Annotated in this window: 21 protein-coding genes; 12 read left to right on the top strand and 9 right to left on the bottom strand. The window is 67.6% G+C overall.

From position 1 onward, the window contains the following. Positions 1 to 34: 34 nt before the first annotated feature. Positions 35 to 304 carry an ArsR/SmtB family transcription factor gene (locus ACH438_RS06050; RefSeq protein WP_397001734.1) on the top strand — a complete coding sequence of 90 codons (270 nt, stop codon included), beginning with the start codon at positions 35 to 37 and terminating at the stop codon, positions 302 to 304. On the opposite strand, the gene ACH438_RS06045 is transcribed toward ACH438_RS06050, so the two are convergent. The 5 genes from ACH438_RS06045 to ACH438_RS06025 form a co-directional block, all read right to left on the bottom strand. Next, the gene (locus ACH438_RS06045) at positions 290 to 1,786 is read right to left on the bottom strand and encodes an amino acid permease (RefSeq protein ID WP_397001732.1); all 1,497 of its coding nucleotides are present in this window, start codon (positions 1,784 to 1,786) and stop codon (positions 290 to 292) included. The genes ACH438_RS06050 and ACH438_RS06045 overlap by 15 nt on opposite strands. Positions 1,787 to 1,819: 33 nt before the next feature. Continuing rightward, a complete protein-coding gene (locus ACH438_RS06040; RefSeq protein ID WP_397002312.1) occupies positions 1,820 to 2,890 on the bottom strand; it encodes a Glu/Leu/Phe/Val dehydrogenase in 1,071 nt (356 codons plus the stop codon). 255 nt (positions 2,891 to 3,145) lie between these two features. After that, positions 3,146 to 6,628 (bottom strand): indolepyruvate ferredoxin oxidoreductase family protein, encoded by a 3,483-nt coding sequence (locus ACH438_RS06035; protein ID WP_397001730.1) that lies wholly within the window; start codon positions 6,626 to 6,628, stop codon positions 3,146 to 3,148. A gap of 192 nt (positions 6,629 to 6,820) precedes the next feature. Further along, on the bottom strand, positions 6,821 to 7,306 hold the full coding sequence (locus ACH438_RS06030) for an Lrp/AsnC family transcriptional regulator (protein ID WP_397001728.1): 486 nt from the start codon (positions 7,304 to 7,306) through the stop codon (positions 6,821 to 6,823). Between the two features lie 70 nt (positions 7,307 to 7,376). Further along, complete coding sequence (locus tag ACH438_RS06025) at positions 7,377 to 8,348, bottom strand: alpha/beta fold hydrolase (RefSeq protein ID WP_397001726.1); 972 nt, start codon at positions 8,346 to 8,348, stop codon at positions 7,377 to 7,379. 54 nt (positions 8,349 to 8,402) lie between these two features. On the opposite strand from ACH438_RS06025, the gene ACH438_RS06020 reads away from it, so the two are divergent. The 3 genes from ACH438_RS06020 to fadD8 are packed head-to-tail and all read left to right on the top strand — an operon-like array spanning position 8,403 to position 12,130. Further along, entirely contained in the window at positions 8,403 to 9,251 is an 849-nt protein-coding gene (locus ACH438_RS06020) for an SDR family NAD(P)-dependent oxidoreductase (protein WP_397001724.1), read from the top strand. Between the two features lie 44 nt (positions 9,252 to 9,295). Beyond that, complete coding sequence (locus tag ACH438_RS06015) at positions 9,296 to 10,489, top strand: thiolase C-terminal domain-containing protein (protein WP_397001722.1); 1,194 nt, start codon at positions 9,296 to 9,298, stop codon at positions 10,487 to 10,489. A 33-nt stretch (positions 10,490 to 10,522) separates the two neighbouring features. Continuing rightward, positions 10,523 to 12,130 (top strand): fatty-acid--CoA ligase FadD8, encoded by a 1,608-nt coding sequence (gene fadD8 / locus ACH438_RS06010; RefSeq protein ID WP_397001720.1) that lies wholly within the window; start codon positions 10,523 to 10,525, stop codon positions 12,128 to 12,130. Here the strand turns inward: fadD8 and ACH438_RS06005 are convergent, their stop codons facing one another. Then, the gene (locus ACH438_RS06005) at positions 12,131 to 12,817 is read right to left on the bottom strand and encodes a DUF1361 domain-containing protein (protein ID WP_397001718.1); all 687 of its coding nucleotides are present in this window, start codon (positions 12,815 to 12,817) and stop codon (positions 12,131 to 12,133) included. Between the two features lie 149 nt (positions 12,818 to 12,966). On the opposite strand from ACH438_RS06005, the gene ACH438_RS06000 reads away from it, so the two are divergent. Further along, positions 12,967 to 13,254, top strand: coding sequence for a hypothetical protein (locus ACH438_RS06000; RefSeq protein WP_397001716.1), 288 nt, complete (start codon positions 12,967 to 12,969; stop codon positions 13,252 to 13,254). Further along, positions 13,247 to 13,588 (top strand): hypothetical protein, encoded by a 342-nt coding sequence (locus ACH438_RS05995; protein WP_397001714.1) that lies wholly within the window; start codon positions 13,247 to 13,249, stop codon positions 13,586 to 13,588. Before ACH438_RS06000 ends, ACH438_RS05995 begins: the two co-directional genes overlap by 8 nt. Positions 13,589 to 13,717: 129 nt before the next feature. On the opposite strand, the gene secG is transcribed toward ACH438_RS05995, so the two are convergent. Then, a complete protein-coding gene (secG, locus tag ACH438_RS05990; protein WP_397001712.1) occupies positions 13,718 to 13,951 on the bottom strand; it encodes a preprotein translocase subunit SecG in 234 nt (77 codons plus the stop codon). A gap of 156 nt (positions 13,952 to 14,107) precedes the next feature. On the opposite strand from secG, the gene ACH438_RS05985 reads away from it, so the two are divergent. Genes ACH438_RS05985 through ACH438_RS05975 form a run of 3 tightly spaced genes read left to right on the top strand, consistent with a single transcriptional unit; the run spans position 14,108 to position 15,793 of the window. Beyond that, positions 14,108 to 14,587: a hypothetical protein gene (locus ACH438_RS05985; protein WP_397001710.1), complete on the top strand. Its 480-nt coding sequence runs from the start codon at positions 14,108 to 14,110 to the stop codon at positions 14,585 to 14,587. After that, positions 14,575 to 14,886: a transcriptional regulator gene (locus tag ACH438_RS05980; RefSeq protein ID WP_397001708.1), complete on the top strand. Its 312-nt coding sequence runs from the start codon at positions 14,575 to 14,577 to the stop codon at positions 14,884 to 14,886. The genes ACH438_RS05985 and ACH438_RS05980 overlap by 13 nt, the downstream gene beginning before the upstream one ends. 10 nt (positions 14,887 to 14,896) lie before the next feature. Next, on the top strand, positions 14,897 to 15,793 hold the full coding sequence (locus ACH438_RS05975) for a TIGR03621 family F420-dependent LLM class oxidoreductase (protein ID WP_397001706.1): 897 nt from the start codon (positions 14,897 to 14,899) through the stop codon (positions 15,791 to 15,793). A 5-nt stretch (positions 15,794 to 15,798) separates the two neighbouring features. On the opposite strand, the gene ACH438_RS05970 is transcribed toward ACH438_RS05975, so the two are convergent. Both ACH438_RS05970 and ACH438_RS05965 read right to left on the bottom strand, forming a co-directional pair. Then, positions 15,799 to 17,415, bottom strand: coding sequence for an MFS transporter (locus ACH438_RS05970; RefSeq protein WP_397001704.1), 1,617 nt, complete (start codon positions 17,413 to 17,415; stop codon positions 15,799 to 15,801). Between the two features lie 51 nt (positions 17,416 to 17,466). Continuing rightward, positions 17,467 to 18,090, bottom strand: a complete 624-nt coding sequence (locus ACH438_RS05965) for a TetR/AcrR family transcriptional regulator (RefSeq protein ID WP_397001702.1) — start codon at positions 18,088 to 18,090, stop codon at positions 17,467 to 17,469. A gap of 172 nt (positions 18,091 to 18,262) precedes the next feature. On the opposite strand from ACH438_RS05965, the gene ACH438_RS05960 reads away from it, so the two are divergent. The 3 genes from ACH438_RS05960 to ACH438_RS05950 all read left to right on the top strand — a co-directional run bounded on the left by ACH438_RS05960 (position 18,263) and on the right by ACH438_RS05950 (position 22,962). Further along, positions 18,263 to 19,669, top strand: a complete 1,407-nt coding sequence (locus tag ACH438_RS05960) for a lipase family protein (RefSeq protein ID WP_397001700.1) — start codon at positions 18,263 to 18,265, stop codon at positions 19,667 to 19,669. Between the two features lie 19 nt (positions 19,670 to 19,688). After that, positions 19,689 to 20,474: an META domain-containing protein gene (locus tag ACH438_RS05955; RefSeq protein ID WP_397001698.1), complete on the top strand. Its 786-nt coding sequence runs from the start codon at positions 19,689 to 19,691 to the stop codon at positions 20,472 to 20,474. Between the two features lie 97 nt (positions 20,475 to 20,571). Beyond that, positions 20,572 to 22,962 carry an ATP-binding cassette domain-containing protein gene (locus tag ACH438_RS05950; protein WP_397001696.1) on the top strand — a complete coding sequence of 797 codons (2,391 nt, stop codon included), beginning with the start codon at positions 20,572 to 20,574 and terminating at the stop codon, positions 22,960 to 22,962. Positions 22,963 to 22,992: the final 30 nt, after the last annotated feature.

Below are 22,992 nucleotides of genomic sequence, written 5' to 3'. Positions count from 1 at the left end.
CCACCCGGAGACGAGCGCTATCCGGCTCGTCGACGTGCTCGCCGCACTCGGGCATCCGATACGCCTGGAAATCGTCCACGCCCTGGCGAGCGGTGACGAACGCTTCTGCGGCGAAATCCTGCCTGCCGAACCGAAATCCAGCATGACCCATCAGTGGCGGGCCTTGCGCGAGGCCGGGGTCATTCGGCAACGGCGCGACGGGCGCAAGTTCTACCTCACGCTCCGCCGCGCCGATCTCGATGCGCGCTTCCCCGGCCTGCTCGACCTGACTTTCGCCGAAGTGGCGCGGTTATCGGACGGGTGACACCGCGGGCTCCTCGGCCGGCGCGGCGCGGCGACCCAGCGCCGAATGTGTTCGGCCGTAGGCGAAGTAGACGATTGCGCCCAGCACCATCCAGATGATGAATCGCAGCCAGGTTTCCAGGGACAGGTTGAGCATCAGCCAGAAGCAGGCCAGGGCGGCCAGGATCGGGACGAAGGGGACGAGGGGGACTCGGAAGCCACGTTTCAGGTCGGGGCGGGTGCGGCGGAGGATGGGGACGCCGATGGAGACCAGGACGAAGGCGACCAGGGTGCCGATGTTGACCATCTCTTCGAGGGTGCCGAAGTCGACGAAGGCCGCGAGGACCGCGCAGATCGAGCCGACGATGACCGTCAGGCGGATGGGGGTGCCGTTCTTGCCGGTGTGGGCCAGGCCGCGGGGCAGCAATCCGTCTCGGGACATGGCGAAGAGGACTCGGGTCTGGCCGAGGAACATGACCATGACCACGGTCGAGAGGCCCGCGAGGGCGCCGATGGAGATGATGTTCTTCACCCAGGTGGCGCCGTGGATGGCGAAAGCGGTTGCCAGGGTGGCGTTTCCGCTCTGCAGGTCCTTGTAGGAGACCATGCCGGTCAGCACCAGCGAAACCGCCACGTACAGCACCGTCACGATGGCCAGCGACCCGAAGATGCCGCGCGGGACATCGCGCTGCGGGTTACGAGTCTCCTCGGCGGTCGTTGCCACCACGTCGAATCCGACGAAGGCGAAGAACACCAGGCTCGCCGCCGACAGCAGCCCGAACCATCCGAAGCTGGTGCCACCGGACCCGGTCAGCCACGCGAACAGCGACTGGTGCACCCCGTCCGCCTTGGCCGACGGCTGCGACGGCGGAATGTACGGCGAGAGATTGGAAGCCTTGAAGTAGGTGATACCCACGATCAAGACGAGAGCGATCACGATCAGTTTGATGGCGACCGCGATGGCCGACACCCGCGACGACAGTTTCGTCCCCGTCGCCAGCAGTGTCCCGACGATCGCGATGATCAGCACCGCGCCCCAGTCGAATTGAATCGACCCGATGTGCGCGATCGGCGTCAAGGTGCCGCCCAATACCTCACCGAGGTATTGCGACCACCCCTTGGCCACCACCGATACCGCCAGCGCGAATTCCAGGATGAGATCCCAGCCGATGATCCACGCGATGAGCTCACCGAAGGTGGCGTACGCGAACGTGTACGCGCTCCCCGCGACCGGCACGGTCGAGGCGAATTCGGCGTAACAGAGCGCGGTCAGCCCGCAGGCGATCGCCGCGAAGACGAAGGCCAGCGAAACCGCCGGTCCGGCGACCGTTCCCGCGGTACGCGCGGTGAGGGTGAAGATGCCGGCGCCGATCACGACCGCGACACCGAATATGGTGAGATCTCTGGCTGTCAGATCCTTACGTAGCTTGGAATCCGGTTCATCGGTGTCCCGGATGGACTGTTCAACTGATTTGGTGCGGAACAAACCGCTCGTGATCGCCACTCTGGCCTCTCCTTTGAAACTCCGGCGGCGCGATCAGATGGATCGGGGAATGGCGTCGAGACGCCGTTCCGCGAACCGGTTCGCCGCCGCGCCGGTTCCGATACCTTCGGCCTTCGCCGCCGTGATGATGTCGCGGCAGCGGTCGAAGATGCCCCTCACGTCACCCTCGACCGTTGCCCTGTCCGCGCCCTTCAGTTCACCGGCGACCTGAATCAGGCCACCGGCATTGGCGACGAAGTCCGGTACCCACGTGATCCCGCGTTCGGTGAGCGCCTGCTCCACCGCGGGATTCGCGAGCTGATTGTTGGCCGCACCGCAGACGAGCTTGGCCTCGATGGCCTCGGCGCTGGCCGCGGTGAGCGTGCCGCCGAGGGCGCAGGGCGCGTACACGTCGACGGGTGCGGTGGCGACCGAGCCGAGCAGTCGCACGCCCGGGGTCTCCTGCGAAACACGCTGCAGGGCAGCCTCATTCACGTCGGTGGCGCATACCTCGGCGCCGTCGGCGAGCAGCAGCGCGATGAGCTGCCGGCCCACCTTGCCGACACCTTCGACACCGACCGTGCGGCCCGCCAATGACGCTGTGCCCCAGACGGATTCGGCGCCCGCGCGCATGGCATTGAACACGCCGAGCGCGGTCAGCCCGGCGCTGTCGCCGGATCCGCCGGCCACGGCGCTGCGGCCGGTCACGTGCGAGGTGTAGCGGCCGATCGCGTCCAGGTCGTCGGTGTTGGTGCCCACGTCACCGGCGGTGATGTACCGTCCGCCCAGGGTTTCCACGAACCGCGCGTAGGAGGCGAACAGCTCCTCGCTCTTGTCGTGGGCCGGATCGCCGATGATGACGGCCTTGCCGCCGCCCAGGTCGACGCCGGCGGCCGCCGACTTGTAGGTCATGCCCCACGACAGCCGCAGCACATCGTCGAGCGCCTGGGATTCGCTGGCGTACGGGTACATCCGGGTGCCGCCCAGGGCGGGTCCCAGCACGGTCGAATGGATGGCGATGATCGCCTTCAGCCCGGTCTTGTCGTCCTCGCAGAACACCACCTGCTCATGACCCCGGCGGCTCAGCTCGTGCGAGCGGCCGAAAACTCCTGCCTCGGTGTGCATTGCGGTCACGGTGGATTCCTTCCTGGACGCCGCGGGTCGCGGCGGGGTGCGGTGCCGCTTGTGGCGGCGGGGGTCCGTCGCATGGTTGCGACGGGTCGGGCGCCGCGCGGTGGCGGCAGGTTCGGATTGCCGTGCCGCGGTGGGCACGGCGGCGCCGAGCTTCGCCGCGCGGCACAGCGCGGGATTGCGCTCGTCCAGCGCGGCAAGGCTTTCCGGCAGGAGCGGGCACGCGCCCCGGCAGGCGCGTGCCGGCGGTCAGCAGTCGATGCCGAGCTCCCGCAGACGCGACCAGTACAGCTCGACATTGCCGAGCTTGACGCCCTCGTAGCCGCGGACCAGATCGGTCAGTCCGGCGAGCTCGAGCGCGGTGTCGTAGTTCTCGGCGTTCAGTTCGCGGGCGAGCCGCAGCACCATCTCGGTGTACTGGGCCAGCAGCACCCGCTCGACCTTGCGCACGTGGGCGTAGCCGAAGGGATCCAGCTTGGTGCCGCGCAGCACCTTACCCTTGGCGAGAACCTTCAGCGCCACATGCGATTTCGGTCCGAGACCGATCTTCTTCTTGCGGCCGAGGGCACGCAGGATCGGCGGGTGCAGCTTGTAGGTGAGCTTCTCGCCACCGGGCACCTGGGACTCGATCTGCGACAGGAAGGCCGGGTCGACGAGCAGGCGAGCGACCTCGTACTCGTCCTTGTAAGCGGTGAACTTGTAGAGCCCGCGCGCCACGGCGGCACTGAACTCGGTCCGATCGGTGACGGCACGCTCGGCGGCCCACACGGCCCGCACCGAATCGATGTACCGCCGCGCGATTTTCACGCTCTGGAAGGCGATCAGCTCGCCCGCGCGCAGCTCCACGAGCCGCCGGGTCTCATCGTCGAAGCCGGTGCCCGCCAGCAGTTCCGCGGGTACGGCAATCCGATCGCGCTGTGGCTGTGTCGATCCCACGGCCGCTTCGAACGCCGCCGGCTCCGCGAACGCCACGCGTCCCCAGCGGAAGGCCGCGATATTGGCGGCGACCGCGACCCCGTTGATCCCGATGGCCTCTTCGATCGAGGCCGCGGGCAGTCGCAATCCCCCGGCCTGGAAGGCCGCACCGACCACCAGGAAGTTGGCGGCCGCGGTATTCCCGAACAGCACCTGTGCCGCCGCGAGCGCGTCGAAGTGGGTCAGCGTGCGCGAGACCGCCGCGAGCCGATCCAGCAGCGACTGCGTCTCCGGATACGCGACGGACTTGTCGTACACCATGTCCCCGGTCGGGGTCTGACTGGTCGACGCGACCGAGATCGTGCTGTTGGGACTCCCGTAGGGCAGATTCTTGGTGTCCGTGGCGGTGAGCAGGTCGATGGCGATGACGCAGTCGGCACTACCCGGGGTGAGCCGGTTGGAGGGCTCCAGCGCGGTGGTGGAGAACCGCAGATGCGAGATCACCGGACCGGCCTTCTGGCTCAAGCCGATCTGATCGAGACTCTCGACCGCGTAGCCGGCCCGCAGCGCGGCGGTGGCCAGCACCTGGTTGACGGTGACGATGCCCGTGCCGCCGATACCGGCGAGCAGCACGTTCTGCGTTCCCAGCGGCGCACCGAGACCCGGATCGGCCACGGCGGGCGGCTCGGCGGTCTTCCGCGTCTTGCGGGATCCCTTGGCCTGCTTCGCATCCGGCAGCTGGACGGTCACGAACGACGGGCAGTCGCCGTCCAGGCAGCTGTAGTCGGTATTGCAGGAGGTCTGATCGATGCGGGTCTTGCGCCCGAATTCGGTGTCCACGGGCTGCACGGACAGGCAGTTGGACTTCACGCCGCAATCGCCGCAGCCTTCGCAGACGGCTTCATTGATCACCACACGGGTATTGCGGGTGGGCAGGGTGCCGCGCTTGCGCTGGCGGCGCGCATCGGCCGCGCAATGCTGGTCGTAGATGAGCACGGTGACGCCGGGGACATCCCGCAGCGCCCGCTGGGCTTCGTCCAGCCGGTCGCGATGCCACAGCAGCGTGCCCTTGGCCAGCGCTTTCCTATTGTGCCGCTTGGGTTCATCGGCGCAGATGATGATCTGCTTGACGCCCTCGGTGGTGAGCTTGTGCGTCAGTTCCGCGACCCCGAGCCCGCCCTCCACGTCCTGCGCGCCGGTCATGGCTACGACCTCGTTGTAGAGCAGCTTGTAGGTGATGTTCACCCCGGCCGCGACGCACGCCTGCACGGCCAGCTGCCCGGAGTGGAAGAAGGTCCCGTCGCCGATGTTCTGGAACAGGTGCGGCACATCGGTGAACGGCGCCTGCCCGATCCACTGACTGCCCTCGCCACCCATCTGGGTCAGCCCGGTCACCGCGGAATCCGCGCGCCCGGACATGGTCACCAGCGTGTGGCAGCCGATGCCGCCGCCGCCGATCGAGCCCTCCGGGATGGCGGTGGAGCGGTTGTGCGGGCAGCCGCTGCAGAAGTAGGCGGTGCGCTTGGCGGACAGCACTTCCAGCGAAAGTGGCGGCGGCGGAGCCTTTTTCAGCTCGACATGGTCCCGCAATACCCGGCGCAGCGGCCCGAGTAGTCGGCCCGCGGTGAGTTCGCCGTCGAGCGGGAACAGCAGCGCTCCCTTGGCATCGTGCTTGCCCAGCAGCTGCGGCGCATCGGCGGTCCCGTAGAGGATTTCGCGGATCTGCGTTTCGATGAACGCGGTCTTGTCCTCGACCACGATCACCTCGTCGAGCCCGTGCGCGAACTCGGTGATCGCCTGCGGGCCAACGGGATACGGCATCCCGATGCGCAGCAATCGGATCCCGGCGCGATGCATGACCGCGTCGTCGACGCCGAGGTCGAGCAGCGCCTGCCGGACCGCGTCGAAGGTGGTGCCGGTGGCCGCGATCCCGATCTTCGCCGCGGCCGGATTCACCTCGAGCACATCGAGACCGTTGGCCGCACCGTAGGCGCGCACGGTCGCCCAGCGCGGCCCGTACAGGTCGGCCTCGGCGAGCAGGCTGTCCGCCGGCGCCGCCATGGGCCGCTGCCGGTAGACGAAAGGCTTGCCCTCCCATTCGATCTCGGGCACGGTGATGCCGAGCTCCGATACCGAGGCGTCCACGGTCCAGGCGCCATCGGCCACGTCCGCGACGATCTTCATCGCCACCACGCAGCCGGAGGCCCGCGACAGCGCGACGCCCTGCATACCCAGGGTGATGATCTCTTCGGCATTGCGCGGGAACAGCACGGGAATCCCCATGGCCGCCAAGGACCGTTCGCTCACCGCGGGCACCGTCGACGATTTCGAGGCGGGATCGTCACCCACCAGCAGCAGCACCCCGCCGCGCGGATTCACCCCGTACATATTGGCGTGCCGCAGCGCATCGGTGGCGCGGTCGACGCCGGGTCCCTTCCCGTACCAGACGCCGACGACCCCGTCGTGGGTCGGTTTCCCGGCCGGCAGATCGGCCTGGCTGCCCCACACCGAGGTGGCGGCGAGTTCCTCGTTCATCCCCGGCACGAACACGATGTCGTGTTCGGCCAGCACGCTCGGCATGCCGAGCAGCATCTTGTCGACCCCGCCGAGCGGGCTGCCCTGATATCCGGAAACAAAAGTCGCGACACGGCGACCCGCGCGAATATCGCGCACATGCTGCTCGACCATCATCCGGGCGATGGCCTGGACACCGGTGAGCAGGACCGGCCCCGCACCCGCGCGATAGCGGTCGGCGAGGTCATAGGGCGTGGCTGTCGCCGACGGTTGTAGGTCGGACGGGCAGGCAACGCTGGTCATGAAGAGTCACCACACTTTCCACCAGCCCAGGTCGTGAGCTGCAGACGAAGTAGCAATCGGTGCAGCGAAATCTGCCGTGGTGTGTGATCTGTGTCAACCGAGGCGCGAAAAGTTGATCAGACTGATCAAAAGTGACCTGGCGCACTGTGACGCACGCAGCATTCTGCTCGAGGCCGCGCCGTCAAGGCCCCGTTAAGACCGGTCAGTAGCTTTCGTCAGGTGTTCGACGAGCGGCAGCGACCGATATTCGATCGGCGTCGCCATCGCCAGCATGGTCTCGGTATGCCGCACCCCGCCGATGGAATGCACCTGCTGGATGATCCCGAGCAGATCCTGCTGCGACTGCGCCGCGATCCGGACCAGCAGATCCGCCCGCCCGGTCGTCGCGTGCACCTCGAGCACATTGGGGAAGGACTGCAGCGCCTCGATGATGTCGTCCATCTTGTTCTGATCGGTCTCGATCCCCACGAACGCGTGCACCACGAACCCCAGCGCCTGCAGATTCACATTCGGCGGATACCCCCGCACCGCTCCCGAAGCCTCCAGCCGCTTCATCCGGGCCTGCACCGTGTTCCGCGCGATGTTCAACCGCTGCGCCAAGTCCAGAATCGGCGCGCGCGGGTCGGACGCCAGCTCCGCCAACAACGCGGAATCCAATGCGTCGATCTTGATGGTCATGACGCATTTTCCCACAGTGCGTCCGGCCGGCCGCGCGGCCCGAACCCCGCAGCCGGACTTGACGGATCGGTCAGGCGCCCGGTTCCAGGCTCTTCACGGCCGTGGTGATGAAGGTGCTGACGACCTCCGGACGCTCGAGTTGCACGAGGTGGCCCGCGGACGGAACCTCGATGACCTGACGCAGGTCGGCGACATTGGCACGGAGGGTAACCAGGGGGTCGCGGCCGCTGAAACCTTCCATGTCCGGGTCGTTTTCGCCGTAGAGGAAGAAGGTGGGCACCTCCACCTTGGCGTCGGCGTAGGCGGCGGTGAGCTCCCAGTTGCGGTCCAGATTGCGATACCAGTTGAGACCGCCGGTGAAGCCGGTGCGCTCGAAATCCTGTGCGAGAGTGTCGAAATCGGCCTCGCTCAGCCACGGCCAGGGCAGCGCCGGAGCCTGCGGGAGGGCCTCGAGATAGCCGATGCCGGGCGGGTTCTTCCAGGTGTCGAGGTAGTGGTAGTCGCCGGAGAGCGAGTAGTAGACGCGGGCCAGGAATTCCCTTGGGCGAGCCGCCAATTCGGCATCGGCGACGCCGGGCTCCTGGAAGTAGGAGAGGTGCAGGAAGTGGCGTTCGGCGGCCTTGGTCCAGAAGGCGGAGGGCGCGCGCGGGGGCCGGGGGGCGAACGGGTTGTTCAGGACCACCACGCCGGCCACCCGTTCGGGGTGCCGCAGCGACAGTTCCCAGACGAGTTGCGCGCCGAAGTCGAGGCCGACGAACACCGCCTTCGTTTCGCCGATGTCGTCCAGGAGGGCGAGCAGATCGCCGATGACGGCCTCGTTGGTGTACGCCGCGACATCCTCGGGAACGTCGGTGCGCCCGTATCCGCGCAGATCGGGGGCCAGGGCGCGGTAGCCCGCGGCGGCGACGGCCGCGACCTGCTTGTGCCAGACGTACCAGGTGTGCGGGAACCCGTGGCAGAAGATGACCGGACGGCCCTCCCCCTGCTCGGCGACGTGCATCCGGATGTCCCCGGTATCCAGCGTCCGATGGGTCAGTTCCACTACCGCCTCCATTTTCTAGAACACGTTCCTATTTCAAGGTAGTGTCCAGAGGTCGTGAGCGAAATACCCAAGATTCTCGCCGGACAGGTCGCGGTAGTGACCGGAGCCAGCCGCGGCATCGGTAAGGGCATCGCCCTGGAGCTGGGCGCGGCGGGCGCAACCGTGTACGTCACCGGGCGCACCGTCACGCCCGGGCACCTGCCGGGCACGGTCGCCGGCACCGCCGCCGAGATCGACGCCCTCGGCGGCACCGGCATCGCGGTGGTCTGCGATCACCACGACGACGCCGCGGTGGAACAGCTCTTCGCGCGAGTGCGCACCGACCACGGCCGCCTCGACGTCCTCGTCAACAATGTCTACAACTCCCCCGCCGCCGCCCGCTGGCTCGGCCGCAAATTCTGGGAGGTGCCGGCCAAGGCGTGGGACGAGACCTTCGATATCGGCGTCCGATCCCATTACGTGGCAAGCGTCTTCGCGGCCCCGCTGCTCATCGAGTCCGGCGGGCTGATCGTCAACATCTCGTCGCCGGGCGCGGATCGGTACATGCACAATGCCGTCTACGGCGCGGGCAAGACCGCCGTCGACCGGCTCACCGCCGACTTCGCCCACGACCTCGCCGACACCGAGGTCACGGCGGTCTCGCTGTGGCCCGGCATCGTGGATACCGAACTGCTGCAACTGGTTCCGGCCGACGATCAGGGCCGCCGCCTCGTGACCCTGCCCGGTGAGGGGACCTTCGACCTGGCCACCGCCGAAACCCCGCGCTTCCCCGGCCGCGCCGTCGCCGCCCTCGCCGCCGACCCGAAACGCCGCACCCGCACCGGCAAGTCGTGGAAGGTCGCCGACCTCGCCGAGGAATACGACTTCACCGACCTGGACGGCCGCATCCCGCGCGCCGACTGACCCGAAACCAAAGACGTTCCCGCACAAGAGGAGTACAAGAAGATATGCGACGCGTTTTCGTCGTGGGTGTGAACATGACGCCGTTCGTGAAGATCGGTTCCCGCGAATGGACCTACCCCGAAATGGTCGGCGAGGCCGTGCGCGGGGCGCTCGGCGATGCGGGCATCACCTACGACCAGGTGCAGCGCGCCGCCGTCGGCTACGTCTTCCAGCCGTCGGCCGCCGGGCAGCGCGCCCTCTACGACGTGGGCCTCACCGGCATTCCGATCGTGAACGTCAACAACAACTGCGCCACCGGATCGACCGCGCTCATGCTCGCGCGCGAATGGGTCGGCGCGGGCCTCGTGGACATCGCCCTCGCGGTCGGCTTCGAGCAGATGACCAAGGAGGCCATGGCCGGGCCGGCCACCAAGCCCAAGGTCACCACGGTCGACGCGCACCTGCAGGTCAATCGCGAGCACTTCGACTTCACCGCCGCGCCGATCACCACCCAGTTCTTCGGCAATGCCGCCATCGAGCACATGAAGCGCTACGGCACCACGCCCGAACAGCTGGCGGCGGTCGCGGTGAAGAACCACCGGCATTCGACGCGGAACCCATTGGCGCAGTTCCAGGATGCCTACACCCTGGACCAGGTGCTCACCGACAAGCCGGTGCACGGGCCGCTCACCCGCTCGCAGTGCTCGCCCATGTCCGACGGCGCGGCCGCCGCGGTCGTGGTGAGCGAGGAGTACGTGAAGGCACACGGACTGGAGGCGCAGGCCATCGAGATCGTGGCGCAGGAACTCGCCACCGATGACGGCAATGCCTTCTCCACCGGCTCCATGATCGACGTCGTGGGCGCGCCCATGACCCGCGCCGCCGCCGGAAAGGTGTTCGCCACCGCCGGAATCGGCGTCGCCGACGTGGACGTCATCGAACTGCACGACTGCTTCTCCATCAACGAACTCATCACCTACGAGGCCCTCGGCCTGTGCGGTGAAGGCGAATCCGGCGCGCTGGCCGAATCCGGCGCGACCACCTACGGCGGCGACTGGGTGGTGAACCCCTCCGGCGGCCTCATCTCCAAGGGCCACCCCCTCGGCGCCACGGGTCTCGCGCAGTGCGCCGAATTGAACTGGCAGCTGCGCGGACTCGCGGGCGAACGGCAAGTCGAGGGCGCGCGGACCGCGCTCGCACACAATCTGGGTCTCGGTGGCGCCGTGGTCGTCACCCTCTACCAGTCCCACACGGCATGATCACCGGAACCGACCGGACGGAGTGAGAAACACATGACGACAATCGATCCCGAGACCCGGCTGCGGCTTCCCGTGCACAATGGCCACGCGCTCATCGCGGGGCTCGCGCGGCACAAGAACCGGCCGGTGCTCACCCTCGGCGACCACATCCTCACCGGCGGTGAGGTATTGGCGGGCGTCAGCCGCTACATCCAGGCCTTCGCCGAACACGGCGTCACCACCGGGACTCCGGTCGGCGTGCTCGCGCTGAACCGGCCCGAGGTGCTGTTCACCATTGCCGCGGGCCAGATCGTGGGCTCCCGCCGCACCGCCCTGCACCCCATCGGCGGGCTCGATGATCACGCGTATGTGCTTGCCGACGCGGGAATTTCGACGCTCATCCTGGATCCGGTGCCCGCCTTCGTGCAGCGCGCCCGCGATCTGGTGGATCGCGTGCCGGGGCTCACCAAGGTGCTGGTCCTGGGCCCAGTGCCGGATGCGCTCGCCGATGTGGGCATCGACCTGCTCGCGGCCGCGGACAAGTTCGAGCCGCAGCCGGTCGAGGCGGTCGAACTGCTGCCCGACGATGTCATCTCCATCAGCTACACCGGCGGCACCACAGGTAAGCCCAAGGGCGTCATCGGCACCGCGGTCACCATGAACACCATGACGCAGATCCAGCTCTCGGAATGGGAGTGGCCGAAGCATCCGAAGTTCCTGATCTGCACGCCGCTCTCGCATGCGGGCGCGGCGTTCTTCCTGCCGGTCGTGCTGCTCGGCGGGCAGTGTGTGGTGCTGCCGCGCTTCGAGGCCGGTGAAGTGCTGCGCGCCATCGAGGAACACAAGATCAGCGCCACCATGCTGGTGCCGTCCATGCTGTACGCCCTGCTGGATCACCCGGATTCGAAGACGCGGGATCTGTCCTCGCTGGAGACGGTGTACTACGGCGCCTCGGCCATCGATCCGAATCGCCTGCAGGAGGCCATCGATCGCTTCGGGCCGATCTTCGCCCAGTACTTCGGGCAGTCCGAGGCGCCCATGGCGATCAGCTACCTGGGCAAGGACGAGCACGACAAGGAGCGGCTCACCTCCTGTGGCCGGCCTTCGACCGCCGTCCGGGTCGCGCTGCTCGACGACAAGGACGAGCAGGTCGCCCAGGGCGAGGTCGGCGAAATCTGCGTCTCCGGACCGCTGCTCGCCGCCGGCTACCTGAATCTGCCCGAGGTCACGGCCGATACGTTCAAGAACGGCTGGCTGCGCACCGGCGACCTGGCCCGCCAGGACGAGGACGGATTCCTCTACATCGTCGGCCGCAGCAAGGACATGGTGGTCACCGGCGGTTTCAATGTCTTCCCGCGCGAGGTGGAAGATGTCGTCTCCGAACACCCGAAGGTGCTCAATGTGGCCGTCGTCGGTGTGCCCGACCCGCATTGGGGCGAGGCCGTCACCGCGGTCCTGGTCCTCGATGCCGCCACCGCCGGCGATCCGGCCGCGATCGAGGTGCTGACCGCCGAGATCCAGGAGGCGGTCAAGCAGAAGAAGGGTTCCGTCCAGGCGCCCAAACACGTGCTGGTCATCGAGGAACTCCCCCTCACCGGGCTCGGCAAGCCCGACAAGAAGGCGATCCGCGTCATCGCCCAGGAACGCCTGGGTCTCGCGTAATCACGCCTGATCGGCGGGCGGCGGTGTGAGGCGCAGGCTTCGCACCAGCCGCGCGCCGCGGCGGACGCTCTCCGCGCTCGCCTCGATCACCGCGCGGGTCACGAAGTGCCCCAGCGCCGTTGCCACGAACACGGCCGCGATCAGGACCGGCGCCCACTCCCAGGTGAGGGCGAGCATCATCCGATCGAACGCGCCCTTGGGCTGCACCACCGGTTCCCAGCTGTTGAGCCGCACCCAGCGACCGAGGAAAACGCCTACGGCACAGGCCAGATGGACGATCAGGGTGACCGGCGTCCGCCATGCGCCGAGTCCGCGGGCCTCCAGGAAGCGACCCAGTTCGGCGAGCACGATGTAGTAGGCCACGAATCCGGAGATGATGAACGCCGCGTACACGGGCAGCACCGTCGTCACCACCGGACCGTCCCCGACCGCCTTGATATCGGACCGCAGATGCACGAGATCGGTCACCACGTAGGGCGCGTTCGGCAGGAACAACACCAGCAAGACCGCGGTCGCCCACCAGCGCAGCGAGGTCGGTAGTCGCTGACCGGAAACCCGCCGGGACCGGAACACCAGCAGCGCGAGCGCCACCGGTACCCAGGCCAATACGGTGTTCCAGGCCATCCAGAGCAGATTACGGTTCACGACCCCCGCGAGGCTCGGCGCAACCGTCTTCACCAAGTCCATTCGTTCATGATGCGGTGTGCGGGCCGCGCGGACACTGGTGTTGGCACTACCGGCACACAATCCACACAAATCAGGCCGATCGGGCCGCGTTTGCACACAGCTTTGTCGACACGTAGCGACCAGCTGTTTTACGATCGTATTATGCGGCCGTGGGATATGAGATTCCCGATTGGGCCTTGGAGGCCGCGGCACGGCTCGGCGTCGCGCCGGAGGACATCATGCGCGTCCTGACCGGTCCCGGGCCACGGTGGCCGCGCCCGGTGCGCGGCACGGGCGGGCTCCCCGCCCTCATGGTCATCGGCCGCACCGGCGGCGGGCTACCGCTCGCGGTGGTGGTACGGCCGCTGTCGCAATGGGACCAGCAGGTCGTCGGCGTCCGGCCGGTGACCGGTCGGCTCCTCGCGGAGTTCGAACAATGGGAGACGGACCATGACTGACTACCCGGACCACGGATACCCGCACACGGCCGACGAGGCCAAGGAGTTCCTGGCGGACCTCACCTTCGACGACGACGCCCCGGAACCGGACCTGCCCGGCCCGGACACCCCCGTCACGGTGTTGCGCACGGTCCGCCTGCCCTTCGCCATGGATCAGCGCATCCGCGCGGAGGCCGAGCACCGCGGCGTCAGCATGTCCGACCTCATCCGCGACTTCCTCGTCATCGAACTCGCCATGCTGGACGACGACACCCCCATCAGCCGCGCCGACGCCCGCCGCGCCCTGACCGCCGCCTTGGCGAATCTGCACCCGGTACAGCACCGCCCGGCCTGACCCCACCGAACCCACACGCGCCCAGCACAAATCGGCGTCCGCCTTGCAAGCCCGGGCCACCGACACCCACCCAGCACAAGTCGCCCGGGCGTCGCTGCTGCGGCGCCCGGGCGTAAAGACCGTGTTCGGCTAGGAGAACTTGATCTCGAGGCCGATGCCCAGGATCGAGATCAACCAGATGAGGCCGATGAAGATCGTGATGCGGTCGAGGTTCTTCTCGACGACAGTGGAGCCCGACAGGCTCGACTGCACGCCACCACCGAAAAGGCTGGAAAGACCTCCGCCCTTGGCGCGGTGCAGCAGCACCAAGAGCACCAGCAGCACGCTGGTGATTATCAGGAGGATATCCAGGAACATCCGCATGCCGGACATCCTATGCGGACGTCCACCACGTAAGCGAATCAGCCCTGGTCGCACTCTCGTTTACAGCGTTCACCCCACCCGGCCACTCCGGGCACAGGCGCATCGGAACCGGGAAACTGGTTGCCGGATGGAAACCAGTTGAGGTACTTTCCACTCATGCGAGAAGCACAGACTCCGGAACAAGCGCTGGACATCGCCGCCGCTGCCACTCGCGATGCGAACCGGGCCGCCGCATTGCCCGGCTGGGCGCCGGTCGCGGCCGGTGTATCCGGGGGACTCGGTGCCGTGCTACTCGTCACGGTGCTCGACGACGGCGCGAACAACCCGCTCACGTGGATCGAGGCAATCACCGGAATCGCCTTGGTCCTGGCCTATCTCGCACTGGTGCGGTGGATGCGCCTGACCCAGCTCGCGCGCGGCGTCCTCCCTACCCCGGTGTCACAGTGGAAGCAGGAGGCCGTACCGATCGTGGTGCTGCTGGCGGTACCAATGCTCGGCCTCGCGGTCGCGGGCCTGGACGGCTGGCGGCGGGTCCTGACCGGCGCGATCCTCGGCGGATGGATCTGGTACGTGCAGGCACGGCCGCAGATCGCGGCCTGGAAGCAGCGAAGCCGGACGCCGCCGTGGAAGCACTGAACGAGCTGTTCGCCTCGCTGCCGCGACTGAAGCTGGTGGCCTTCCTGGATGGCTGCAGCGAAGCCGAATTCCTGGTCGTCACCGACCTCTGCGACCTGAACAAATCCACCCTCTCCAAGGCGATGACCGTCCTGGAGGACGCCGGATACCTCACGGTCACCAAGGGCTACGCGGGCCGCAAACCGCGAACGTGGCTGGCCCTTACGCCCGAGGGGCGCAAGGCCTATCACGCGCACCTCGCTGCTCTCACCGCCCTCACGCAAAAGGCACGCTCGAATTCCGGTGACTCGAAGGGCTAGCGTGGGATCCATGAGCGACAGTCGAAATGAGTTGACGCAGCATCCTTTTCGGTTCGCAGTGGGAATTCTGGGCGGGAAATCGCGCGCCGAGTGGCGGGACAAGGCGCGGCAGGCGGAGGACCTGGGCTTCGACATCGTGCATGTCGCGGACCACCTGGGCATGAATTCACCGTTCCCCACACTGGTCACGATGGCCGAGGCCACCGATCGCGTGCAGGTGGGGACGATGGTGTTGAACGCGGCGTTCTATCGACCGGCCCTGCTGGCACGCGATGTCGCCAGCGTGGACCAGCTCACCGACGGCCGGTTCGAGCTCGGGCTCGGTGCCGGGCCCGATTTCGCGAAGCCCGAGTTCGAAGCGATGGGCGTGCCGTTCCCGAGCGCGCGGCAGCGCATCGATCACTTGCGGGACACCCTCGGCGAGCTCCGGACCCTGTTCGCCAATGGCCATGAGCCGGCGGTCAACCGGCGGATTCCGGTGCTGGTGGCCGGGCAGGGCGATCGCATCGTGCGGATCGCGGCCACGAACGCCGACACCGTGATGCTGGCCGGCGTGCCCATCGACGCGAATATCGACTCCGATGACGCCGGGACGGCCGCGCTCGGGCGCCGGGTCGATTACGTCCGCGAGGCGGCCGGTGATCGCTTCGCCGATCTCGCGGTCGGATTGACCGTGCAGGGTCTGGATGTCACCGGTCGCAGTGACGCCGATCTGGCCCTCGCTCGCCGGTTCAACCCGAACCTCACCGAGGCGCAGCTGCGTCATCTGCCGGGCGTGCTGCACGGGACCGCACGCGATATCGCCGATACCCTCCGCCACTACCGCGACGCGTACTCCGTCACCTATTACGCCGTCGGTGAGGATCGAATGCCGGCCCTCGCGAAGGTGATCGAAGAACTGCGCTGAACCGGCTAGCGGCGGCGCACGCGGGTCACGTCGGGCGGGCCCACGGCGATCAGGTGCCGGGTCGGTCCCTCGCCGATGGTGAACTCGGAGACACGCTGTTCCGCGAGTTCATCATTGGCGGTGAGGCGGACCTGGTGCTGGTGCATGTGCTCTTCCCAGGACCGGACCACGAAGGCTTCCACATACCGGTCCTCATGGCTCACATCGCGGAACAGCCGCCATTCCATGGCGCCGGTGCGCTGACGGGAGCGGCCGACGCGGGCCATGGCCTCGATGAACTCCTCGGCGTTCTCTTCGGGGACACGGTAATTGGCCAGCACCAGGACCGGGCCGTCCTCGGGCGCGGGTTCGAAGACCAGTACCGGTTCCGGCCAGTGCGCGCTGGGGGTGGTGTCGATCGCGGAGACCCGGACGGGCCACCAGAGCACGCTCAGCGCACAGCATCCGAGCATGGCGGCGGCGATCAGCAGGGTGTCGACACTGCCGATCGAACCGGCGACCAGACCCCACACCAGTGAGCCGATGGCCTGGCCGCCCATGAACACGAGCTGGTACACCGACAGCCCGCGAGCGCGCACCCAGCCGGGCAGCAGCAACTGCATGATCGAGTTCATGGTGGACATCGAGGCCATCCACCCGAAACCGCCGATCACCAGAAGTGCGAGCACCGCAAGGATATTCGGCACCACCGCCGCACCCAGGGTGGCGAGCCCGAACCCGACGGCACTGGCCGCCAGCAGCCGGGACGGACCGAATCGGTGACGCAGCCGCCCGACTTGCGTGGCGCCGAGCACCGCGCCGACGCCGAGTGCGCCCAGCAGCAGACCGTATCCGGAGGACGACAGGTTCAACCGGCTGTGCGCGATCACCGGCAGCAGCGCCCACAGCGCACTACCCGGAGCGACGAACAGCAAGCAGCGCAACAGGACTCGCCGAATCGCGGGTGAGGCGTGAATGAATCGCAGCCCGGCCTGTAGTGCGGCGATCGGCCGCTCGGTGGGCAGCTCGAGCTCGGCCGCGGGCCGCCGCCACCGCAGCAGTACCACCAGAATGCCCACGAACGACACGGCATTCAGCGCGAACACCATCGTCGGCCCGGTCACCGCCACCAGCGCACCCGCCAGCGCCGGCCCCACCGCCCGCCCGACGTTCATCCCCATACTGCTCAAGGCCGCGGCCGCGGGAATCTGACTGCGCGGCACCAGATCCGGCTGGATCGCCTGCCACGCGGGCCCGGTCAGCGCCTGCCCGCAGCCGAGCAGGAACAGCACCAGCAGCAGCGCGGTCGGAGTGGTGTGCCCGGTCGCGGTGAGCACGGCCAGCAGTCCGGCGAGCACTGCCATGCTGGTCTGCGCGCCGATGAGCAACCGCCGCCGATCCATCAGATCCGCAAGCACTCCCGAGGGGACCGACAGCAGCATCACCGGCAGGGTGGTCGCCGTCTGCACCAGTGAAACCAGCGTCGCCGCGTTCGGCTGCTCGACCAGAATCCACTGCGCCCCGACCGTCTGCATCCAGGTGCCGAGGTTCGACACCAGCTGCGCGATCCACAGCGCCCGGAAGATATTGGACGCGAGCGGCGCCCACGCCGACCCGGCCGTCTCCGTTCGCGTGGCAGTCACCGGCTCAGCATATTCGCAGCAATGAATCCCCGGCCCGATCAGGACACGGGGTCAGTCCTGAACGCGGCGAGCGGCGTAGACGGCCATCATGTCTTCGGCCAGGCGGAGGACGGCGGTGTCGAGGTCGGCCCGGGGGTAGACGGGGTGAACCACGGCTTCACCGGAGAAGAGGTACAGCATCATGAAGAACAGAGGTTCGCGGATCTCGGCCGGGTAGCCGGAGAGCACGCCGGTGCGTTCGACGGTGGCGACCATTTCGCTGTAGTAGGTCTCGGCGATGGGCGCGATCCGGTCGCGGAGTTCGGTGTCGGAGCGGGCGGCGAGGTAGATCTCGCGCAGGGCGTGGGTGAGGTTGGACTGCTGGGCCTGGCGCAGGAACCGCAGTGCGGTGTCGAGCGCATTGTCCTGTGCCCCAAGGTGTTCCATGGCGGCGCGGTAGGCGTCGAGCTGGCGCCGGACGACCTCTTCCGCGGTGCGCACGATGAGGTCGAGGCGGGTGTCGAACTGGCGGAACATGGCGCCGGCCGACAGTCCGGCGCGGCCGCAGACCTCCTGCACGGTGGTGCGCTGATAGCCGACCTCACCGATCGCGGCGATGGTCGCGTCGACCAGCTTGGCCACGGTCGCGGCCCGGCGTTCCTGCTGGGTGCGCCGCGGTGGGGAAACTTCGCTCACGGCGCACCATCCTGCCTGGCCCGTCCGGCGGCGCTCGCAGGCGGTCCGGGGTGACCGTTGACACACTCCATGCCCGCATCTTATGGTCTCGTCACCAACTTAGAAAATGATTGCTTCCTAACTTACCTGGGGGCGAGCACTCGGCCGTGGCAGCGGCCCGGAGGAGTTCGATATGACAGCGGGGACGCGGACAGCGATAGTTCAGGCCTGCCTGGCCATGGCGGCAGGGGTCGCTTTGGCCACCAGCCCCATCGTGGCGACAACCGCTGCGGCGCAACCGATTCAGGTGCAGCCGCCGCTCCCGTTCCCGGTGCCGCCCGCGCCGCCGTATCTGGATCCCGCCTTCTACCAACCGGATCCGGCCCGGGTGGCCGCCGCGCAGCCCGGCGAGATCCTCTCCGCCCGCCAGGTGAATCTGGCAAATCTCTGGTTGCTACCGCTCAATTCCAATGCCTGGCAGCTCTCCTTCCGCAGTACCAATACCCGCGGCGAGCCCATCGCCGCCGTCGCCACCGTGATCGTCCCGCATCGCGCCGCCCCGACCGGTCAGCGCGCACTGCTGTCGTTCCAGATGGCCGAGGACTCCCTGTCGGTCAACTGCGCACCCTCCTACGCCCTGCAGATGGGTTCCCTGCCCAATCCCCTGAACCCGGTGCCGGAGGCCGAGTTCGTCGAGGTCCAGGCCATGCTGCAGCTCGGGCACGCCGTGGTGATCCCGGACCATCAGGGCCCGAACGCCGCCTACGCGGTGGGTCCGCTGGGTGGTCGCATCACCCTCGACGCCATTCGCGCCACCGAGAACTTCGAACCGGCCGGCCTGTCCGGCAGCGATACCCGGGTCGGTCTCTGGGGCTATTCGGGCGGCGCGATCCCCACCGCGCACGCGGCCGAACTGCAGCCGACCTACGCGCCGGAATTGAACCTGGTCGGCGCCGCGAGCGGCGGCCTGATGGCCGATATCCGCGCGGCCATCGACTACAACAACGGCACCTCCACCTTCGGCGGTGCGGTGCTCGGCGGCCTGTTCGGTGTCGCCCGCGAATACCCGCAGGTCGACAAGTTCATCGACGAGCACATGAACCCGCTGGGCAAGGCCCTGCGGGTGGTGCACGAAAACCAGTGCGTGGCCCTGCAATTCGCGGCCTTCCCGTTCGTGAACATCAAGGGCCTGTTCGACTATCCCGGCGACCCCATGCTGGCGCCGGAAGTCCAGCCGGTGCTCGACGAACTGAGCCTGGGCCACCGCGGCACCCCGACCACCCCCATCTACATCTACGAGGCCCCGCTGGACGAGGTGATGCCGATCAACGCGGTCGACAATGTCTACGACATCTACTGCAAGGATCCGAACGCCCGCGTGAACTACACCCGCGATCTGCTCAGCGAACACGGCATCGCCGCGGTGTCGGGCACGGCGAGCGCGGCGATGTGGCTCGACAACCGGCTCAACGGCATCCCGGCCCCGGCCGGTTGCCACAATCGCGATGTGCCCAGCGAGATCACGGACCCGGGCGCCATCGGAACATTCGTGAACGCAATCGGTCAGACACTGGCGTCGGCGCTGGGAATGCCTGTCTAGGCTCCGTACGATCGCCCCTATGCCGGCAACTCGCATGTGGTGTGGTGTGCTGCTCGCCGTGGTAGCCCTGGGCGTCGCCGGGTGCTCCTCGAATACGAGGCCGAGCGACAAGGGCGTGACGCCCATGGGCAAGACCTACGTCTCGACGGACGTCAAAGGCAGTCCGATCCCCGGCGGCGGCCCGCTCACGTTGAGCTTCAAGGACAATCGCATCTCCGCGAACGCGGGCTGCAATACCGCGACCGGGCCGGTCACCCTGGACGGCCACGTGGTCACCACGACCGACAATATGGCCAGCACCCTGATCGCCTGCCCCGGCGACCTCGCCTATGCCGATCAATGGGTGCAGGGTTTCCTCAGCTCCTCCCCCGACTGGAAGATCTACGGCTCCAACCTGATTCTGACCGGCAACGGCCAGACCGTGACGCTGCGCGACCGGCAGGTGGCGCAGCCCCCGAAGCCGCTGATCGGGACCACGTGGATCGTCGACGGTTTGATCCGGCCCGATGCCACGGTCCGATCCCGCGCCCTGGACGAGGCCCGGCCCGCGCTCACCATCGCCGCCGACAACACGCTGTCGGGTTCCGCGGGCTGCAACAGCATCACCGGCAATGCCGAGGTGAACGGCAAGGACGTCACGTTCCACGTCGCCACCACCAAGATGATGTGCGATGCCGATGTCATGGCGGTCGAGGCCGAGGTGCTGCAGGCCCTGGACGGCAAGACCACCACCAGCATCGACGGGGACACGCTGACCATCCGCAATACGGCGAACAACACCGGCCTCGAGCTCCGCGTGGAGTGATCGGGGTAGTGATCAGGAATCGAGAAGCACCGGTTAGCGCGCGGCATTTAGCCTGACTTCCGAGGACATCGAGACTCGCCCGAAGATGGAGGCACCAATGACCAAGGCCACGAGGACGGTCAAGCAGTCGACTGCAGCGTCCGCCGCCGACAGCCACGAGATCATCCGTGTGGTCGGCGCGCGCGTGAACAATCTGAAGGACGTCAGCGTCGAGATCCCGAAGCGGCGGCTGACGGTGTTCACGGGCGTTTCGGGCTCGGGCAAGAGCTCGCTGGTGTTCGGCACCGTCGCGGCGGAATCGCAGCGGTTGATCAACGAGACCTACAGCGCGTTCGTGCAGGGTTTCATGCCGACCATGGCGCGCCCCGATGTCGATGTGCTGGACGGGCTGACGACCGCGATCCTGGTGGATCAGGCGCGGCTGGGCGCGGATCCGCGCTCCACGGTCGGCACCGTCACCGATGCCAATGCCATGCTGCGCATCCTGTTCAGCCGGCTCGGGAAGCCGCATATCGGCTCGCCGCAGGCGTTCTCGTTCAATGTGGCCTCGATCAGCGGCGCGGGCGCGGTGACCATCGAACGCGGCGGGCGGTCCACCAAGGAGCGGCGCACCTTCAGCATCACCGGCGGCATGTGCCCGCGCTGTGAGGGCCGCGGTTCGGTCAACGATATCGACCTGACCCAGATCTACGACGAGACCAAATCGCTCAACGACGGCGCGCTGACGGTCCCGGGCTACAGCATGGACGGCTGGTACGGCCGGATCTTCACCGGCGCCGGTTATTTCGATCCGGACAAGCCGATCAAGAAGTTCACCAAGCGTGAGCTGAACGATCTGCTCTACAAGGAGCCAACCAAGATCAAAGTCGACGGCATCAACCTCACCTACGAGGGTGTCATCACGCGGATGCGGAAGTCGATGCTGTCCAAGGACGTCGACGCCTTGCAGCCGCACGTGCGCGCCTTCGTGGAGCGGGCCGTCACGTTCACCGTGTGCCCCGACTGCGAGGGCACCCGGCTCAGCAAGGAAGCCCGGTCCTCGAAGATCAAGAACGTCAATATCGCCGACGCCTGCGCCATGCAGATCAGCGATCTGGCCGAATGGGTCGGCGGACTGCAGGAGCCGTCGGTGGCGCCGCTGCTGACCGCGCTGCGGCACACCCTCGATTCGTTCGTGGAGATCGGGCTGGGCTACCTGTCGCTGGATCGCACCTCGGGCACGCTGTCGGGCGGAGAGGCGCAGCGCGTCAAGATGATTCGCCACCTCGGCTCCTCGCTCACCGATGTGACGTACGTGTTCGACGAACCCACCGTCGGCCTGCACCCGCACGACATCCAGCGCATGAACGATCTGCTGCTCCGCCTGCGGGACAAGGGAAATACGGTGCTCGTGGTCGAGCACAAGCCGGAGATGATCGAAATCGCCGACCACGTGGTCGATCTCGGACCCGGCGCCGGAACCGCGGGCGGCACCATCTGTTTCGAGGGCACCGTCGACAAGCTGCGGTCGAGCGGCACCATTACGGGTAGGCACCTCGACGACCGGGCAAAGCTGAAGGACACCCTGCGGAAGCCGAACGGCAAGCTGGCCATTCGCCGCGCGAAGACGCACAACCTGCAGAACGTCAGCGTCGACATCCCGCTCGGCGTGCTCTGCGTGGTCACCGGCGTCGCCGGATCCGGTAAGAGCTCACTGATCCACGGCTCGATCCCCGCCGGTGAGAACGTGGTGTCGGTCGATCAGGCCCCGATCCGCGGTTCGCGGCGCAGCAATCCGGCCACCTACACCGGCCTGCTCGAGCCCATCCGCAAGGCGTTCGCCAAGGCCAATGGCGTGAAACCCGCACTGTTCAGCGCGAATTCCGAGGGCGCCTGCCCCAACTGCAACGGCGCCGGCGTCATCTACACCGATCTGGCCATGATGGCCGGCGTCGCCACCACCTGCGAGGTCTGCGACGGCAAGCGATACGACGCCTCGGTACTGGAATACAAACTCGGCGGCCGCGATATCAGCGAAGTGCTCGCCATGCCGGTCAGCGAGGCCGCCGACTTCTTCGCCGAAGGCGAGGCCCGCATCCCCGCCGCGCACGCCATCCTCACCCGGCTCGCGGATGTGGGCCTGGGGTATCTGACCATCGGCCAGCCGCTCACCACCCTGTCCGGCGGCGAACGGCAGCGCCTCAAGCTCGCCACCCACATGGCCGACAAGGGCGGCGTCTACGTCCTCGACGAGCCGACCGCCGGCCTGCACCTGGCGGACGTCGAACAACTGCTGGGCCTGCTCGATCGCCTGGTGGAATCCGGCAAGTCGGTCATCGTGATCGAGCACCACCAGGCCGTCATGGCGCACGCCGACTGGATCATCGACCTGGGTCCGGGCGCCGGCCACGACGGCGGCCGCATCGTCTTCGAGGGCACGCCCGCGGACCTGGTGGCCGGCCGCTCCACCCTCACCGGCGAGCATCTCGCCGCCTACGTGGGCGGCTGACGGCCCGAAAATCGTTGTCGCCGGAGGGTA

It is taken from the genome of Nocardia sp. NPDC020380 (genome assembly GCF_044386975.1).
GTDB lineage: Bacteria > Actinomycetota > Actinomycetes > Mycobacteriales > Mycobacteriaceae > Nocardia.
The sequence above is the reverse complement of the archived record's forward strand: the minus strand, read 5'-3'. Positions and strand labels throughout refer to the sequence as shown.

What these genes read in the sequence shown, in the direction of transcription:
- ACH438_RS05995 (WP_397001714.1), top strand. Translation starts at nt 13,247, where the DNA reads ATGACTGACTACCCGGACCACGGATACCCGCACACGGCCGACGAGGCC.
- ACH438_RS05960 (WP_397001700.1), top strand. Translation starts at nt 18,263, where the DNA reads ATGACAGCGGGGACGCGGACAGCGATAGTTCAGGCCTGCCTGGCCATG.
- ACH438_RS05975 (WP_397001706.1), top strand. Translation starts at nt 14,897, where the DNA reads ATGAGCGACAGTCGAAATGAGTTGACGCAGCATCCTTTTCGGTTCGCA.
- fadD8 (WP_397001720.1), top strand. Translation starts at nt 10,523, where the DNA reads ATGACGACAATCGATCCCGAGACCCGGCTGCGGCTTCCCGTGCACAAT.
- ACH438_RS06040 (WP_397002312.1), bottom strand. Translation starts at nt 2,890, where the DNA reads ATGCACACCGAGGCAGGAGTTTTCGGCCGCTCGCACGAGCTGAGCCGC.
- ACH438_RS06005 (WP_397001718.1), bottom strand. Translation starts at nt 12,817, where the DNA reads ATGGACTTGGTGAAGACGGTTGCGCCGAGCCTCGCGGGGGTCGTGAAC.
- ACH438_RS05955 (WP_397001698.1), top strand. Translation starts at nt 19,689, where the DNA reads ATGCCGGCAACTCGCATGTGGTGTGGTGTGCTGCTCGCCGTGGTAGCC.
- secG (WP_397001712.1), bottom strand. Translation starts at nt 13,951, where the DNA reads ATGCGGATGTTCCTGGATATCCTCCTGATAATCACCAGCGTGCTGCTG.
- ACH438_RS06015 (WP_397001722.1), top strand. Translation starts at nt 9,296, where the DNA reads ATGCGACGCGTTTTCGTCGTGGGTGTGAACATGACGCCGTTCGTGAAG.
- ACH438_RS06030 (WP_397001728.1), bottom strand. Translation starts at nt 7,306, where the DNA reads ATGACCATCAAGATCGACGCATTGGATTCCGCGTTGTTGGCGGAGCTG.
- ACH438_RS06035 (WP_397001730.1), bottom strand. Translation starts at nt 6,628, where the DNA reads ATGACCAGCGTTGCCTGCCCGTCCGACCTACAACCGTCGGCGACAGCC.
- ACH438_RS05985 (WP_397001710.1), top strand. Translation starts at nt 14,108, where the DNA reads ATGCGAGAAGCACAGACTCCGGAACAAGCGCTGGACATCGCCGCCGCT.
- ACH438_RS05950 (WP_397001696.1), top strand. Translation starts at nt 20,572, where the DNA reads ATGACCAAGGCCACGAGGACGGTCAAGCAGTCGACTGCAGCGTCCGCC.